Source organism: Streptomyces sp. NBC_00667, assembly GCF_036226825.1.
GTDB lineage: Bacteria > Actinomycetota > Actinomycetes > Streptomycetales > Streptomycetaceae > Streptomyces.
The window spans coordinates 1,336,777-1,352,399 of record NZ_CP109022.1; the positions used below are offsets into that span (position 1 = coordinate 1,336,777).

Here is a 15,623-nt window from a genome sequence, read left to right on the forward strand (position 1 = left end):
TTGCGCTACCTGGGTGGCCGACGCGAAGGAATGACCTGCACATGACCGCCACGTGCAGCGATCCAGGCTTCGAGTTCCCCGCCGGCCAGCTCTCGGGACGACGCTCCGCTGAAGACGGTGATCGGGCCGAAAACCGTCCCGGCCAGGCCCCGCACCACCGTGGCATCGTCGACTTTGATCTCGAAGAGATTCTCATCAAGGACGGCATCGGCCAGATCCGCCCCCCTCATGTCGGTGTCAATCAGCGAAGCACCGAGGAATCTCGTTCCACGGAAGCTCGCTCCCGACGCATCGACGTCACACAGCGACGCCCCCACCATGTCGGCCCCATCGAGCCGCGCCGATCGAAGCACAGCCTCGTCCAAGTTCGCCCGGACGCAATCTGCTCCGGTCAGATCCGCCCCAGTCAGATCCGCCGACTGCAGGTCGGCCCGGTAGAAGGAGGCGCTGACAAACTTCACGCCCACGAGGACCGCATCGGTGAACCAAGCATTGGAGAAATCCCCGCCCGAAAGGTCGGCGCCCCGGAAGTCACTCCCCATGCCATTGAGGTTGTAATCCTCCGAAGCCAGCCACTCCTGCAGCCGCCGCGCCGCTTCCGGGTCAGCCGGGAACACCGCCGGATTCCAGTTCTTACGGATACCAGATGACACGATCTCCCCAACCGCGGCTCTCGACAACTGCCTTGACACTGTCGATCGCCGCTTGATTTGCATTCCGGACGTCAATGATGACTACACGCCCGCGTTTCTCAATCTGCTTCGCCAGCTGCTTGTTGACCCATGACTCGTTGTTGCCCGGGTCATACGCACCCTTGAACGGCTGGGACTTGTCTCGCACGTTGTTGAATGGCGGATAGTCGGAGTGAACACCCTTGATGTCATAGTATTCACCGGTGGTCTCGGAATAAAACTCACCCCTGTCCGGTATATCCGGACGGCGGATGTCCGCCGGGAGCCGCCCACTCTCTCGCAGGTCGAGGCCGACTCGGGCCTCATCCATCGATCTGTCATCGACCTGGTTCTTGTGATCCGGGTCGTGCTTCAAGTGATCGAATTCCTCTGGAGCCCGACGTTGCACGTCATCGAGATGACCCCAGTGCGCCGCCTTTTCCTCTGCTGTCAACTCCGGAATCGGCTCGTTCGCACGTCCGCCATGACCCGATCCCGCGTTCTCCGAGGTGTCCGGCGTCCCGCTACCCGTGTGGTCGTGCGTCTCCCCACTGGAGGCGTGGTGCTGCACATGGCCCTCGGCGCTGCCACCGGATACATGATCCGCATAGGACCCACCGTTACCGGGCGCGTGTGCACCTGGGCCGTTGCCCGAGCCGCCACCGGTCGAATGGTCCGCGGCGTGACCGCCCGTGGAGGGCGTGTTGTGCGGCCCCCCACCGCCGGCCGGGTGTGCACCGTCGCCCGGGTGCATCGAGGTCGGGCGGGATCCGCCGGCCGGGTGGCTCGTGCCGTTTTCCATGCGGCCCGGGCCACCCGCGCCTTCGAGGACCTTCGGCTCTTCCATGGCCGGGGCGGTCTCGTGCTCGTGGATGTTGGGCAGGTCGCTCTTGTGCGGTTCCCTGACGGGTTCGGTGTCCGGGACCACGTTGCCGTGCTCGTCCCTGATGTGCCCGTCGTCGCCGATGACGCGCTTGTTGCCCGCGTGGTCGACGTAGTCGCGCCCGGGAATCGCGGGTGCCTCGCCAGGGTGCGGCGAGGTACCGGAGGGCATGCTGCGGGCCATGTCGTCGACGCCCGCACGGCTGGCCCTCAAGCTCTCCATGAGGTCGCCGACCTTGAACTTGGTGACGACGGCCGCCTTGCCGAGGTAGCTCATCGGGTCGACGAGCGCCCCCGCCTTACCCAGCGCGGTCGCGGCCTCCGCGGCCGCGCCCAGCCTTCCGGCCTGGCCGGCCTTGCCGAGTTTGAGCAGCGTGCCCGAGCCAAGGGTCAGGGCGTTGAACAGGACCGTCCCGGACGCCCGCGAGGGATTCTTGTCCCACTCGTCCCACGCGACCAGTGACTTGCCGAAGTTGCGCAGGGCCGCCTTCTGCTTGTCGGTGTCACTGTGGTCGACCGGGCCGAACATCTTGTCCATCGCCCAGTCGTACGGGGTCGCGATGTAAGCGCTGATACCACCGAAGACGTTCCCGATGCCTGACCACGTCTTCTTGAAGTTGTCCCAGTCGAACACGTTGACCATGCTGCCCAGGCCCTTGAGGGTGCCCCAGACACCGTCGACGAAGAACCCCTTCAGCACACCGCCGGTATGGTCCTTCGTCCACTCCCACGCGGCCCGCAGGCCCGTGTACTCACGTTCGTCGGCCGTCCCCCAAGGCGTTTCCTTGGCGTCCTTGACGTCGCTTTCCCTGAAGCCGTACATGCCGGTCTTGTGCGACCCGTCATCGACGACGAAGTGCGTGCCGCCCACCAACGCAGTGATCTTGTTGGCCGCATCGCGCTCGACGCCCTGGAATGCCACCCACGTCGTGCCGACCTCGCGGACCAGACGCGCGTTCTCGTCGATCTTGTGCTGGTCCTGCTGCCAGTCGTCATCGTCCTTGTTCTCCGCGACGAACTTCTCTGCGTCCGCACGGAGTTGCTTCATCTTGCTCACCAACGGACGGGCACTCGTCGCGAAGCTCGTCAGCGCGCCGCTGACGGATTCCAGCTTCTTCGCGAACTCGTCGGCCTTGTCCCGTACCGGGACCGTCGAGTTGAGCAGCTCTTCCTGCTCGGGCGCGTCGTAGACGGCATCCAACGCCTGAAAGGCGTTGTGCACGTCCTTGCCCGTACCTCGAATGCCGGAGGCAGTCGTCTTCAGCGAGGCCGCATGCGTCTCCAACGTCTCCAGATTGCCGGTGAAAGTCGGTATCTTCCCCAGATCGCTTCTTGGGGCCCTTCAACTCTTCCGGAGTCGGAGCCTTGGAGTACTCCTCCTGCTTGTTCTTCGCCATCGCGAGGTCGCCCTTGAGGTACTCCTCAGTGGCCAGGCGCACCCCGGTGACGGACTTCCCCGTCCGGACCGGAAGGAATTTCACGTCGTTCTCCGTGTGCTGCTGGAACTCCAGCAACGCCTGCGCCACGGGGCCGAACGCGCCCTCCTTGGGAATTTCGGTCCCGCCCAGGACCATCGTGCCCGCCCACGTGGCGGCGCCGACCAGACCGTCCCCGTACGCCGTGAACTCTTCCTCGAACTTGCCGCCGGCCTCGACGGTCTTGTTCAGGACTCCTTGAACGCCCTCAGGCTTTATGTCCCACGTCGACACGGTGCCCCCCGTTCTGCACGTCCCGCACTGACGTTCCATGTCTATCAACTACCCATTGCCGTCTGCAAAGTGAGTTTCGATCAGATCGGCACCTGTTACGGAGCAGTGACACTCTCTGCGGGGTCGGCCGTCACCGGCACACCTTTGCGTCGTCGTCGGACGGCTCGCCCCGGCACGGGCGGCGGGGCCTCCCCGCCCGTGCCGACTGCGGCCGGGCGGAGGGCGGGGGGCTGCCGGGGAGGGCGCTACGCCGTGCGGCGCAGGAGGGCGAGGTACATCGCGTCCGTGCCGTGGAGGTGGGGCCAGAGCTGGACGTCCGGGCCTTCGCCGAGGGCCGGGACACCCGACATGTACGGACGGGCGTCGATCAGTTCCGCCGACACCCGCGCCGACGCGCCCGCGCCGCGGCCCTTGAGGACGTCGTCCACCACGACCCGGGTCTCCGCCAGGTGCGGCGAGCAGGTCGCGTAGCCGACGACGCCGCCGACCCGCACCGCCGACAGCGCCTCGCGCAGCAGCCCGCGCTGGAGCGGCGCGAAGCCCTCCAGGTCCTCCGGCCGGCGCCGCCACCGCGCCTCGGGGCGCCGGCGCAGGGCGCCGAGGCCGGAGCAGGGGACGTCCACCAGGACCCGGTCGAAGGATCCCGGCAGCCACGGCGGGCGGGTGCCGTCCGCCGCGATGACCTGGTACGGGCCGGGGTTGCCGGCCAGCGCCTTCTCCACCAGCCGCGCCCGGTGCGGCTGCTTCTCGGAGGCGAGCAGGAACGCCCCGCGCTGCGCGGCCAGCGCCCCGAGCAGGGCCGCCTTGCCGCCCGGGCCCGCGCAACCGTCCAGCCAGCGCTCGTCACGGCCCTCCACGGGCGCCGCCGCCAGGGCCATCGCCACCAGCTGGCTGCCCTCGTCCTGCACACCGGCGCGGCCCTCGCGCACCGCCTCCAGCGCGCCCGGCTCGCCGCCCTCGGCCATCCGTACCGCGTACGGGGACCAGCGCCCCGGCAGCGCCGACTCCTCGCCGACGGCCTCCAGCAGCTCCTGCGGCGTGGAGCGGCCCGGGCGGGCGACGAGGGTGACCTCGGGCCGCTCGTTGTCGGCCTCCAGCAGGTCCTCGATACCGGCGCGGCCACCGCCCAGCGCGTCCCACAGGGCGCTGACGACCCAGCGCGGGTGCGAGTGGTACACCGCGAGGTGTTCCTCGGCGTCGTCCTCGTAGGGCGGCGCGACCCGCTCCAGCCAGCCTTCCAGGTCGTGCGCGGTGATCTTGCGCAGGACTGCGTTCACGAACTTCGCGCGCCCGTCCCCGAGCACGACGCGGGCCAGCTCCACGCTCGCCGACACGGCCGCGTGCGGCGGGATCCGGGTGCCGAGCAACTGGTGCGCGCCGAGCGACAGCACGTCCAGCACCGGCGGGTCGACCTCCCGCAGCGGACGGTCGATGCAGGCCTTGATCACCGCGTCGTACGTGCCCTGCCGGCGCAGCGTCCCGTACACCAGCTCGGTGGCCAGCGCGGCGTCGCGCGCCTGGAAGCTCTCGTCCTGGCGGGCCTTGCGCAGCAGCGGCGGCAGGACGAGGTTCGCGTACGCGTCGCGCTCGTCCACCGCCCGCAGCACCTCGAAGGCCAGCAGCCGGACGGGGTCCTTCTGCGGCCGGCGGTAGGGCTTGCCCTGCTTGCCGCCCTGGTTGCCGGACGGCTTGCCGTTGCCGCCCGCGGCGTTGCGCCGGGGGCTCTGACGGGGCTGACGGGGCTGTTCGCTCACGTGAAAGGTGCTCCGGTTGTACGTGGTGCTCGGGGTGTGTCGACAGAGGTGGTGGGGTTCGGCGCGGCCGGTATCAGCCTACGTCTGCTCCGCCCAGGCGCTCGCCGGGCGCGATCCGCACCCCGCGCGCCCAGTCGGCGCCCTTCATCGGCTTCTTGCCCTGGGGCTGGACCCAGAGCAGTTCCACGGCGTGCGAGCCGGTGCCGACGTGGACGTTGTTCTTGGCCGGGGCCAGCACGCCGGGCTCCAGGTCCGTGCGGTCGGGCACCGGAGCGACCGAGATCAGCTTGAGGCGCTCCCCGCGGAAGACGGTCCAGGCGCCGGGTGCGGGGGTGCAGCCGCGCACGACGCGGTCGGCGCGCATCGCGGGGGCCTTCCAGTCGATCCGGGCGTCCTCGACCGTGATCTTGGGTGCGAGGGAGATCCCGTCGGCGGGCTGCGGCACGGCGCGCAGGGTGCCGTCCTCGATGCCGTCCATGGTGGCGACGAGCAGGCCCGACCCGGCGAAGGCGAGCCGGGTCAGCAGATCGCCGCTGGTGTCGGTGGGCCGGATCTCCTCGGTCAGGTGGCCGTAGACCGGCCCGGAGTCCAGTCCCTCCTCGATGAGGAAGGTGGACGCGCCGGTGACCTGGTCACCCGCCATGATCGAGTGCTGGACGGGGGCGGCCCCGCGCCACGCGGGCAGCAGCGAGAAGTGCAGGTTGACCCACCCGTGCTTGGGGATGTCGAGGGCGCTCTTGGGGAGCAGCGCCCCGTACGCGACGACCGGGCAGCAGTCCGGCGCGATCTCGCGCAGCCGCGCCTGGAACTCCGGGTCGCGCGGCCGCACCGGCTTGAGGACCTCGATCCCGGCCTCCTCGGCGCGTTCGGCGACGGGACTGGCCACGAGCCGGCGGCCCCGCCCGGCCGGGGCGTCGGGCCGGGTGACGACGGCCGCGACCTCGTGGCGCCCGGAGGCGATCAGGGCGTCCAGGGCGGGTACGGCGACCTCGGGGGTGCCTGCGAAGACGAGCTTCACTGGGTCCTACCTCGCTATCTCGGCTGTCAGCAGCGCACCAGTCTATGGGCCGCGCCGCGCACGGCCCACTCCGTGCGCCCGGGGCGTACCGCGGGACGCGCGCCTCTCGCATATGCCGACACGCCCCCGGAGCGTGACCTGGACGACCGCTGACGCGTTGGTCAAGAGAGATTGACCGAAACGGGCCGCGATCGAGAACGGTGTCTGCGGCCCGATCCGCTCTTAAGCACGGTTCGAGAGGCTTCTTCATGGCCGACCACGCCACCCACGACGCCCAAGCACGGGCCAGCCTGCATCTCCTGGTGCGGGACATCGAGCGGGTCCGCCGGCAGGTGGATGCTCTGCGCACGCTCACCGCCCAGCTCGGCAACGTGTACCGCCCGCGCCGCTCCGGTCCCTCCACGGGCTTCGTCGTCTACGGCAGGGCCCCCGCCCCCACCGTCCGGCTCGCGCAGGAACTGCGGGACAGCGTCGAGACGCTGGTCACCGCCGCGGTGGACTTCGACCGCTCGCTCGGCTTCTCCTGGGACGCCGTCGGCTCGGCGCTCGGCGTCACCAAGCAGGCCGTGCACCGCCGTTACGGGGCCCGGCGCGCCCAGGCCGCCGAGCCCGTCGAAGTGGCCGCCGACGGGACGACCACCACCCGGACCCTGGCGCCGCTCCCGACCGTCCCGGCGGCGCGCTCCGTACCGCCGCAGCCCGTGCGCGAGGAGTCGGCCGCCGGGGCACAGGGTGCGGCGGCCTCCCGGTCGCCCGCGTTCCCCGGCCCGCGCAACGGCTGACGCGCGGCCTGCCGCCGGGACGCCGACCCCTGACGGCCGGGCGCGCCCAGCCCTGACCCCGCCCCCCGGCGGAGCAACCCTCCCCCGAGGCCGCTCCCGCAGGGGGGCGGCCGCCTGCGCGGGACTCCTGCACGGCACGTCTCGTCCACGTAGGCGGACGTCTCGTCTGGGTCGGTGGACCTGCCCGACACGCCTGCGCCGGACGCCTGCGCGGCACGCGGGCCGGCCCCGTCGGCGCCGCCCCTCAGCCGATGTCCGGCGGGTCGATCCTGATCCGGACCGATTCCGCGGGCGTCACCCCCCGCGCCAGCCGGGCGGCCTGCGCGTTCTTGAGGGCCCTCGCCAGATCCGCCCCGCTGCCGGGCCGGACCCTGATCAGGACCCGCTCCCCCGGCGAAGGCTCCCCGCGCCGGCCCGGCAGCGGCACCGGCCCCAGGATCTGCGCGTCCGGTGGCAGTTCGGCAGCGGCGAGGAACGCCTCCAGTGCCTCGGGCCGTCCGGCCACCGCCGCCATCCGCGACACCGGCGGGAAGCCCAGCTGGGCCCGCTCCGCGAGCTCCCGCACCGCGTGTCCCACCGGGTCCCAGCGCACCAGCGCCTGCACCGGCCGCAGCGTCGGCTCGGCGATGACCACCACCTGGCCCTCCCCCCGGACCAGCGAGGCGGCGCCGATCCAGCGCCGCAGCGCCTCCTCCCCGGCCCGCAGGTCTGGCCGGCCCAGCATGGCCCAGCCGTCCAGCAGCAGCGCCGCCGCGTACCCCGCGCCGGACGCGACGGGCTCCGCCCCGGGGGTGCACACCACCAGTGCGGGCCGGTCCGGCACCTCATCCAGTACGTGATCGCGCCCGGAGGTGCGCACCGGCACGGCGGGGAACGCCCGCCCCAGCTCCTCGGCGGTGCGCCGCGCGCCGACCACCCGGGCCCGCAGCCGGAACGACCCGCATTCCCCGCAGTGCCACGACGGCTCCTCGCGCCCGCACCACCCGCACCGCAGGTCCCGCTCGTCCGGGGCCTCCAGGGGCCCGGCGCAGGTCCGGCAGCGGGCCGGTTCCCGGCAGCGTTCGCAAGCCAGCCGGGGCACGTACCCCCGCCGGGGCACCTGCACCAGCACCGGTCCGGCCTTGAGGCCCTCGCGCACGGTCTCCCACGCGAGGCTGGGCAGGCGCGCGGCCCGGGCGGCCTCGTCCCGCGCCAGCAGTTCGTCGCCGACGGTCCTGATGCGGGGCGCGCAGGCCCGTACCGTCTCGCGGTCGGCGACCAGCGGCCGCGCCCAGCCGGACTCGACGAGCTGGGCGGCCTCGACGGTGCAGCTCGTGCCCCCGGCGAGGAAGGCGCAGCCGTCGGTCACCGCGCGCAGCTCCAGCACCTCGCGGACGTGCGGGAACGGCGCGCGGTCGTCGCTGTGGCTGGAGTCCCCGTCGTCCCAGACGGCAACCAGTCCGAGGTCCCGTACGGGTGCGAACATCGCGGCGCGGGTGCCGATGACGGCCCGTACCGAGCCCCGGCTCACCGCGAGCCACTGGCGGTAGCGCTTCTCCGGCCCGGATTCGGCGGTCAGCAGCGCGTGCCGCCCCTCGCCGAGCAGGGCGGTGAGCGCCGCGTCCACCCGGGCGGCGGTCCGCCCGTCGGGCAGGACGGCGAGGGCGCCCCGGCCGGAGGCGAGGGTGGCGGCCATGGCCAGGGCGAGTTCACCGGCCCAGCCGGGGCCGGGCAGGGCCGTCCACACGGCGCGGGGAGCGCCCCCGCTCGCCAGGGCCCGCAGGAAGGCCGGGCCGGCCCCGTACCGCTGCCAGCTTCCGGGCTCGGGCGCCGGGGGCGGCGGCAGCGGCTCCGGCGAGGGCTTCGCCTCGGCGCGGGCGCTGCGCGGGGGCAGGGCCAGCTGGAGGACGTCCGCGAGGCTGCCCGCGTACCGGTCGGCGACGGCCCGGGCGAGCGCCAGCAGGCCCGGGGTGAGCACGACCTCGGGAGAAACGACCTGCGCCAGGGCCGCCAGGGCCCCGTTGTAGTCGGACTCGGCGCGCCGCTCGATGACGAAGCCGTCGATCAGTCCGCCGCCCTCGCGGCGCCCGCCGTGCACCTGGTGGGCGCCCGCACCGAAGCGGACCCGGACCCGGACGCCCGGCTGCGCGGCCTCGGCCAGCTCGGCGGGCACCGCGTAGTCCCACAGCTGGTCGAGGTGGAGCACGCCCTTGTTGACCAGGACGCGGGCGACGGGCAGTTCCTCGGCGAGGGCCGCCCCGCGCCAGGTGCGGGGCTTGGCCTTGGGTGCCTTGGCCTTCGCCTCGGCCACGATGTCCCGGATGAGCGCGAGCTGCTCCGGCGGGCCGCCGGGATTGCTCTCCCCGCCCCGCTGATCCGACTCGTCCGTGCTGCTCACACCCGCATTCTTACCAAATGCCACTGACACCCGGACATGCACGAGGCCCCGGACCTCAGGGTCCGGGGCCTCGCACCAGGGGTCTGTCGCTTACAGACCGGCGGCGGCGCGCAGGGCGTCGACGCGGTCGGTGCGCTCCCAGGTGAAGTCGGGCAGTTCGCGGCCGAAGTGGCCGTAGGCGGCGGTCTGGGCGTAGATGGGCCGCAGCAGGTCCAGGTCGCGGATGATGGCGGCCGGGCGCAGGTCGAAGACCTCGCCGATGGCCTCCTCGATCTTCGAGGTCTCCACCTTCGCGGTGCCGAAGGTCTCCACGAACAGGCCGACGGGCTCGGCCTTGCCGATGGCGTACGCGACCTGCACCTCGCAGCGCGAGGCCAGACCGGCGGCGACCACGTTCTTGGCGACCCAGCGCATCGCGTACGCGGCCGAGCGGTCCACCTTGGACGGGTCCTTGCCGGAGAACGCGCCGCCGCCGTGGCGGGCCATGCCGCCGTACGTGTCGATGATGATCTTGCGGCCGGTCAGGCCCGCGTCACCCATCGGGCCGCCGATCTCGAACCGGCCCGTCGGGTTCACCAGCAGCCGGTAGCCCTCGGTGTCCAGCTTGATCCCGTCCTCGATGAGCTGCGCGAGCACGTGCTCCACGACGAACTCACGGATGTCGGGGGCGAGGAGGGAATCGAGGTCGATGTCGGCGGCGTGCTGCGAGGACACGACCACGGTGTCGAGGCGGACGGCCTTGTCGCCGTCGTACTCGATGGTGACCTGGGTCTTGCCGTCGGGGCGCAGGTACGGGATGGTCCCGTTCTTGCGGACCTCGGACAGCCGGCGGGAGAGCCGGTGCGCGATGTGGATCGGGAGCGGCATCAGCTCGGGGGTCTCGTCGCAGGCGTAGCCGAACATCAGGCCCTGGTCGCCGGCGCCCTGCTTGTCCAGCTCGTCCTCGTCGCCTTCGACACGCTGCTCGTAGGCGGTGTCGACGCCCTGGGCGATGTCGGGGGACTGCGCGCCGATGGACACCGACACGCCGCACGAGGCGCCGTCGAAGCCCTTCTTCGAGGAGTCGTAGCCGATTTCGAGGATCTTGTCGCGGACGAGCTGCGCGATCGGCGCGTACGCCTTCGTCGTCACCTCTCCCGCGATGTGCACGAGACCGGTGGTGATGAGGGTCTCCACGGCCACACGCGAGGTCGGGTCCTCGGTGAGGAGCGCGTCGAGGATCGTGTCGCTGATCTGGTCAGCGATCTTGTCGGGGTGACCCTCGGTCACGGACTCCGAGGTAAACAGGCGACGGGACACAACGCTCCCTGGGGTTGCAGCGGCTGCTGGCTGATCATTTGGCGGAACCTTACCGGGGGCTGCGCCCGGTCGTGTTCCAGGTGCAGTTTATCGGTCGCCACCGTTTGCCGGACCACCCGTCTCGCCTTGTGGGAGCCGTGTGACCTGCGGCACTACATTCTGACGTACGGATTCCCCAGCGGGAAGGCGATCCGCTCAGGCGCGTCGCGGCGCGAGGCGGGGAGCGACCTGGTCCCAAATCGCATCCGCCAGCGCTTCCTTCGGTCCATGGGCCACAGGCGTCTCAGCCCCGTCGGAGGAAAGGATGACCGCCTCGTTCTCCTCGGAACCGAAGGTCTTGGTCTCGCCGACCTCGTTGATGACGAGAAGATCACATCCCTTGCGCCGGAGCTTGGCCCGCCCGTTGGCGAGGACGTCGTCGGTCTCCGCGGCGAAACCCACCACCACCTGGCCCTCCCGGGCGCGTTCGGCGGAGATCTCGGCCAGCACGTCGGGGTTGCGGACGAGCGCCACCGGCGCGGGGTCCTGCCCGTCCTGCTTCTTGATCTTGCCCCCCGCGTACTGGGCGGGCCGGAAGTCGGCCACGGCGGCTGCCATCACCACGGCGTCGGCGTCGGCGGCCGCCTTGAGCACCGCTTCCCGCAGCTGCAGGGCGGTCCCCACCCGTACGACGTCGGCTCCCGCGGGGTCGGCCAGAGCGGTGTTGGCCGCGACGAGCGTGACCCGGGCGCCGCGCGCCACGGCGGTGCGGGCGAGCGCGTAGCCCTGCTTGCCCGAGGAGCGGTTGCCGAGGAAGCGGACCGGGTCCAGCGGTTCCCGGGTGCCCCCGGCGCTGATCACCACGTGGCGCCCGGCCAGGTCCGGCTCTGCGGCGCCCCGGGCGAGGACCCTGCGGCACACCTCGAAGATCTCGTCGGGGTCGGGCAGCCGTCCCTTGCCGGTGTCCTTGCCGGTGAGCCGGCCGACGGCGGGCTCGATGACGACGGCGCCGCGCCGGCGCAGGGTGGCCACGTTCTCCTGGGTGGCGGGGTGCTCCCACATCTCGGTGTGCATCGCGGGTGCGAAGACCACGGGACAGCGTGCGGTGAGCAGCGTGTTGGTGAGCAGGTCGTCGGCCAGCCCGTGGGCGGCCTTGGCCAGCATGTCGGCGGTGGCCGGGGCGACGACGACCAGGTCGGCGGACTGTCCGATGCGCACGTGCGGGACGTCGTGGACGCTCTCCCAGACCTCGGTGGAGGCCGGGTTGCCTGACAGCGCGGCCCAGGTGGCCTCCCCGACGAAGTTCAGCGACGCGGCCGTCGGCACGACCCGTACGTCGTGGCCGGACTCGGTCAGCCGGCGCAGCAGCTCGCACGCCTTGTAGGCGGCGATCCCGCCGCTGACACCCAGCACGACCTTCGGCTTACCCACCACGCACTCCCCTTCGAGGAACCTTCTCTGCACCTATGACACACCACAGGCCCGGCAGATGTTCTGCCGGGCCTGTGGTGAAAGGAATTCCTGGTGCCTTACTGGGCCGGGGCCTCGATGGCCTCGGAGGTCAGCAGACCCGCGTTGATCTCGCGCAGCGCGATCGAAAGCGGCTTCTCGTGGACGTGGGTGTCCACCAGCGGGCCGACGTACTCGAGCAGGCCCTCACCGAGCTGCGAGTAGTACGCGTTGATCTGACGCGCGCGCTTGGCCGCGTAGATCACGAGGCTGTACTTCGAGTCCGTGGCCTCGAGCAGCTCGTCGATCGGCGGGTTGATGATGCCCTCGGGCGCAGTCATGGAAGAGGACACGCTCTACCTTCCGAAGATGGGTGAAAGATCTTGCGTCATCCGGACAAATACCGGACAACGATCAGACAACGTCCATCAAGGCTAGCAGCTCGCGCGCCACGTCCTCGACGGAGGTGTTGACCAGGGTGGTGTCGAACTCGGGCTCGGCAGCAAGTTCGATCTTGGCGGCTGCCAGGCGGCGCTCGATGACCTCGGCCGACTCGGTACCGCGGCCGGTGAGGCGGCGGACCAGCTCGTCCCAGCTCGGCGGCGCCAGGAAGACCAGCTGGGCCTCCGGCATCGACTGGCGCACCAGTCGGGCGCCCTGGAGGTCGATCTCCAGCAGGACCGGCTCGCCGTTCTCCAGGCGCTCCAGTACCGCGCCGCGCGGAGTGCCGTAGCGGTTGCCCGCGAACTCGGCCCACTCCAGCAGCTCGCCGTTGGCGATCAGCTTGTCGAACTCGTCGTCGCCGACGAAGAAGTAGTGGACACCGTGTCGCTCACCGGGCCGCGGCTTGCGGGTGGTGGCCGACACCGAGAGCCATACCTCGGGGTGGACCTTGCGCATATGCGCGACGACCGTGCTCTTGCCGACCCCTGAGGGGCCGGAGAGCACGGTCAGCCGCGGACGAACCTCTGCTGCCATAGAGCGATTATCCAGGTTCCAGGGACTGCCTGAGAACGCCGGGAGAACTTCGGGCGACGCCTCAGGCGCCGCTACCGCCGAACTCACGCTCCAGAGAGGCGATCTGGTTGGAGCCGAGACCTCGCACACGCCGGGATTCGGAGATGCCGAGGCGCTCCATGATCTGCTTGGCGCGGACCTTGCCCACGCCGGGCAGCGACTCAAGGAGGGCGGAGACCTTCATCTTGCCGATGACGTCGTTCTCCTGTCCCGTCTTGATGACGTCGTGGAGTGAGGCGCCGGAATGCTTGAGTCGATTCTTCACCTCGGCCCGCTCCCGGCGAGCCGCGGCGGCCTTTTCGAGCGCTGCTGCGCGCTGTTCAGGGGTAAGGGGCGGAAGAGCCACGCCTACGTCACCTCGGATGTCGAACTGTCGGATACGGACCGGCGCGGAGCCAGGAGGCACCACACCAGGCGAGCTCCCGAACGGCGGTGATACTCGTCCGCTGTTCGTTGACTCTGCTCGGAGACTAGCGGCCTGGGCCGCTCCAGTCAGCGAGAACGGACGAAAAGTCCTGGTCAGCCTCCGTTGAAACGTACATCACGGACAAATTACCCCGGTTTTGTCCGGTCGAGGGCGCTCGGTTTTCGTCAAGCAGTGCGACGGACACCCCCTGCGGAGCCCGTCGCAGCTCACCGCACCGGTCAGGCGGAGGGGACCGCCGCGCGGATCTCGGCCGCGAAGCCGGCCGCCGCGGCCCGCAGGGCTGCGACGTCCGGACCGTGACCCAGGACGCCCCGGGAGACGTTCGGGACGACGTTGCCGACGGCCGCACCGAAGACCTGCGGCAGATCGGCGGCCGTGGCACCCTGCGCGCCGATGCCGGGCGCCAGGAGCGGGCCGTTGATGTCCAGGTCGAAGGAGGAGAGGTCGCCGAGCGTCGCGCCGACGACGGCCCCGAAGGAGCCCATCGGCTCGGCCCCCTCGTTCTCCGCCGCCAGGTGGGCCAGCATCGTCGCGCCGATCGAGCGGCCGTCGGAGCGCACGGCCCGCTGGACCTCGGCCCCCTCGGGGTTGGAGGTGAGGGCCAGGACGAAGAGGCCGGCGCCCGAGCGGCGCGCCAGGTCCACCGCCGGGGCGAGCGAGCCGTAGCCGAGGTACGGGGAGACGGTCAGGGCGTCGGAGAACAGCGGCGAGTCCGGGGAGAGGAACGTCTCGGCGTAGGCGGCCATCGTGGAGCCGATGTCCCCGCGCTTGGCGTCCATCACGACCAGCGTCCCGGCCGCGCGGGCGTCGGCCACGGTGCGCTCCAGCACCGCGATGCCCCGCGAGCCGAACCGCTCGAAGAAGGCGGCCTGCGGCTTGAAGACGGCGACCGAGTCCGCGAGGGCCTCGACGACCGTGCGGGAGAAGGTCTCCAGCCCGGCGACGTCGTCGTTCAGACCCCACGACGCGAGCAGGGCGGCGTGCGGGTCGATCCCGACGCACAGCGGACCGCGGGAGTCCATCGCCGCCCTCAGACGGGCGCCGAAGGGGGTCACAGGGGTCGCAGAGGTCACTGGGAGGCCTTCCGGGTCTCGGCGCCCACCGCGTCGGCGAGCGTCTCGTACGGGCTGTCGGCCAGGCGCACGGCCAGGCCCTTGTGGATCGCGCGGGCGTAGCCGGGGCCCTCGTAGATGAAGGCGCTGTAGCCCTGGATGAGCGTGGCGCCCGCCAGGATGCGCTGCCAGGCGTCCTCCGCGTTCTCGATGCCGCCGACCCCGACCAGGACCAGCCGGTCCCCCACACGGGCGTACAGGCGGCGCAGCACCTCCAGGGAGCGCGCCTTGACGGGGGCGCCGGACAGTCCGCCGGTCTCCTTGACCAGGGCGGGCTCGGACCGCAGGCCCAGGCCCTCGCGGGCGATGGTGGTGTTCGTCGCGATGATGCCGTCCAGGCCGAGCTCCAGGGCGAGGTCGGCGACGGCGTCGACGTCCTCGTCGGCGAGGTCGGGGGCGATCTTGACCAGCAGCGGGACCCGGCGGTCGGTCACCACCCGGTCGGCGGCCTCCCGTACGGCGCTCAGCAGCGGGCGCAGGGACTCGGTGGCCTGGAGGTTGCGCAGGCCCGGGGTGTTCGGCGAGGAGACGTTGACGACGAGGTAGTCGGCGTGGCGGGCCAGGCGCTCGGTGGAGGCGACGTAGTCGGCCACCGCCTCCTCCTCCGGCACGACCTTCGTCTTGCCGAGGTTGACGCCCACGACCGTCTTGAAGACCGCCTTGCGGGCCGCCAGGCGCTGGGCGACGGCCGCCGAGCCCTCGTTGTTGAAGCCCATCCGGTTGATCAGCGCCCGGTCGGGGACGAGGCGGAACAGCCGCTTCTTCGGGTTGCCCGGCTGTGGCCGGGCCGTGACCGTGCCGATCTCGACGTGGTCGAAGCCGAGCATCGACATGCCGTCGATGGCGACGGCGTTCTTGTCGAAGCCGGCCGCGAGCCCGAAGGGGCCGTGCATGCGCAGGCCCAGCGCCTCGGTGCGCAGCGCCTCGTACCGGGGGGCGAGGACGGCCGCGACGAAGACGCGCAGGCCCGGGGTGCGGGCCGCGAGGCGGATCCAGCGGAAGGCCGTGTAGTGGGCCTGCTCCGGGTCCATCCGCTTGAAGACGAGGTTGAAGAAGAGTTTGTACATCGGCGTGGGGATCCTTGTGCGCTCATGAAGAGGGGGACACCCGTCGCTGTCGCGAATCCGGTGTCCCCCTCCTCGTACGG

The 15,623-nt window shown here is 71.4% G+C and carries 13 protein-coding genes and 1 pseudogene; 1 reads left to right on the plus strand and 13 read right to left on the minus strand.

Going from position 1 to position 15,623, the window contains the following annotated elements; all coding sequences use genetic code 11:
• Positions 1 to 5: 5 nt before the first annotated feature.
• From OHA81_RS06440 to fmt, 5 genes and pseudogenes are all read right to left on the minus strand, one after another.
• Positions 6 to 653 carry a pentapeptide repeat-containing protein gene (locus tag OHA81_RS06440; protein WP_329193626.1) on the minus strand — a complete coding sequence of 216 codons (648 nt, stop codon included), beginning with the start codon at positions 651 to 653 and terminating at the stop codon, positions 6 to 8.
• Complete coding sequence (locus OHA81_RS06445) at positions 634 to 2,838, minus strand: hypothetical protein (protein ID WP_329193628.1); 2,205 nt, start codon at positions 2,836 to 2,838, stop codon at positions 634 to 636. The genes OHA81_RS06440 and OHA81_RS06445 overlap by 20 nt, the downstream gene beginning before the upstream one ends.
• Before the next feature lie 58 nt (positions 2,839 to 2,896).
• A pseudogene (locus OHA81_RS06450) lies at positions 2,897 to 3,301 on the minus strand (DUF6507 family protein); the annotation flags it as partial.
• A gap of 206 nt (positions 3,302 to 3,507) precedes the next feature.
• Positions 3,508 to 5,016 carry an RsmB/NOP family class I SAM-dependent RNA methyltransferase gene (locus OHA81_RS06455; RefSeq protein WP_329193630.1) on the minus strand — a complete coding sequence of 503 codons (1,509 nt, stop codon included), beginning with the start codon at positions 5,014 to 5,016 and terminating at the stop codon, positions 3,508 to 3,510.
• 73 nt (positions 5,017 to 5,089) lie between these two features.
• Positions 5,090 to 6,034, minus strand: a complete 945-nt coding sequence (fmt, locus tag OHA81_RS06460; RefSeq protein WP_329193632.1) for a methionyl-tRNA formyltransferase — start codon at positions 6,032 to 6,034, stop codon at positions 5,090 to 5,092.
• A 248-nt stretch (positions 6,035 to 6,282) separates the two neighbouring features.
• Between fmt and OHA81_RS06465 the strand changes: the two genes are divergently transcribed.
• Positions 6,283 to 6,816 (plus strand): hypothetical protein, encoded by a 534-nt coding sequence (locus tag OHA81_RS06465; RefSeq protein WP_329193634.1) that lies wholly within the window; start codon positions 6,283 to 6,285, stop codon positions 6,814 to 6,816.
• A 244-nt stretch (positions 6,817 to 7,060) separates the two neighbouring features.
• On the opposite strand, the gene OHA81_RS06470 is transcribed toward OHA81_RS06465, so the two are convergent.
• The 8 genes from OHA81_RS06470 to OHA81_RS06505 form a co-directional block, all read right to left on the minus strand.
• The gene (locus OHA81_RS06470) at positions 7,061 to 9,193 is read right to left on the minus strand and encodes a primosomal protein N' (RefSeq protein ID WP_329193636.1); all 2,133 of its coding nucleotides are present in this window, start codon (positions 9,191 to 9,193) and stop codon (positions 7,061 to 7,063) included.
• A 90-nt stretch (positions 9,194 to 9,283) separates the two neighbouring features.
• The gene (gene metK / locus OHA81_RS06475) at positions 9,284 to 10,492 is read right to left on the minus strand and encodes a methionine adenosyltransferase (RefSeq protein WP_329193638.1); all 1,209 of its coding nucleotides are present in this window, start codon (positions 10,490 to 10,492) and stop codon (positions 9,284 to 9,286) included.
• A gap of 195 nt (positions 10,493 to 10,687) precedes the next feature.
• Entirely contained in the window at positions 10,688 to 11,902 is a 1,215-nt protein-coding gene (gene coaBC, locus OHA81_RS06480; RefSeq protein WP_329193639.1) for a bifunctional phosphopantothenoylcysteine decarboxylase/phosphopantothenate--cysteine ligase CoaBC, read from the minus strand.
• Positions 11,903 to 12,000: 98 nt separating this feature from the next.
• A complete protein-coding gene (gene rpoZ / locus OHA81_RS06485) occupies positions 12,001 to 12,273 on the minus strand; it encodes a DNA-directed RNA polymerase subunit omega (RefSeq protein ID WP_030879741.1) in 273 nt (90 codons plus the stop codon).
• A 61-nt stretch (positions 12,274 to 12,334) separates the two neighbouring features.
• The gene (gene gmk / locus OHA81_RS06490; RefSeq protein WP_329193643.1) at positions 12,335 to 12,898 is read right to left on the minus strand and encodes a guanylate kinase; all 564 of its coding nucleotides are present in this window, start codon (positions 12,896 to 12,898) and stop codon (positions 12,335 to 12,337) included.
• A 61-nt stretch (positions 12,899 to 12,959) separates the two neighbouring features.
• Entirely contained in the window at positions 12,960 to 13,283 is a 324-nt protein-coding gene (locus OHA81_RS06495; RefSeq protein ID WP_030234009.1) for an integration host factor, read from the minus strand.
• Between the two features lie 299 nt (positions 13,284 to 13,582).
• A complete protein-coding gene (pyrF, locus tag OHA81_RS06500; protein WP_329202044.1) occupies positions 13,583 to 14,419 on the minus strand; it encodes an orotidine-5'-phosphate decarboxylase in 837 nt (278 codons plus the stop codon).
• Between the two features lie 14 nt (positions 14,420 to 14,433).
• The gene (locus OHA81_RS06505; protein ID WP_329193648.1) at positions 14,434 to 15,543 is read right to left on the minus strand and encodes a quinone-dependent dihydroorotate dehydrogenase; all 1,110 of its coding nucleotides are present in this window, start codon (positions 15,541 to 15,543) and stop codon (positions 14,434 to 14,436) included.
• Between the last annotated feature and the right edge of the window lie 80 nt (positions 15,544 to 15,623).

Bases quoted from the DNA above. Each gene is read 5' to 3' on its own strand.
- OHA81_RS06465 (WP_329193634.1), top strand. From the start codon at position 6,283: ATGGCCGACCACGCCACCCACGACGCCCAAGCACGGGCCAGCCTGCAT.
- gmk (WP_329193643.1), bottom strand. From the start codon at position 12,898: ATGGCAGCAGAGGTTCGTCCGCGGCTGACCGTGCTCTCCGGCCCCTCA.
- OHA81_RS06505 (WP_329193648.1), bottom strand. From the start codon at position 15,543: ATGTACAAACTCTTCTTCAACCTCGTCTTCAAGCGGATGGACCCGGAG.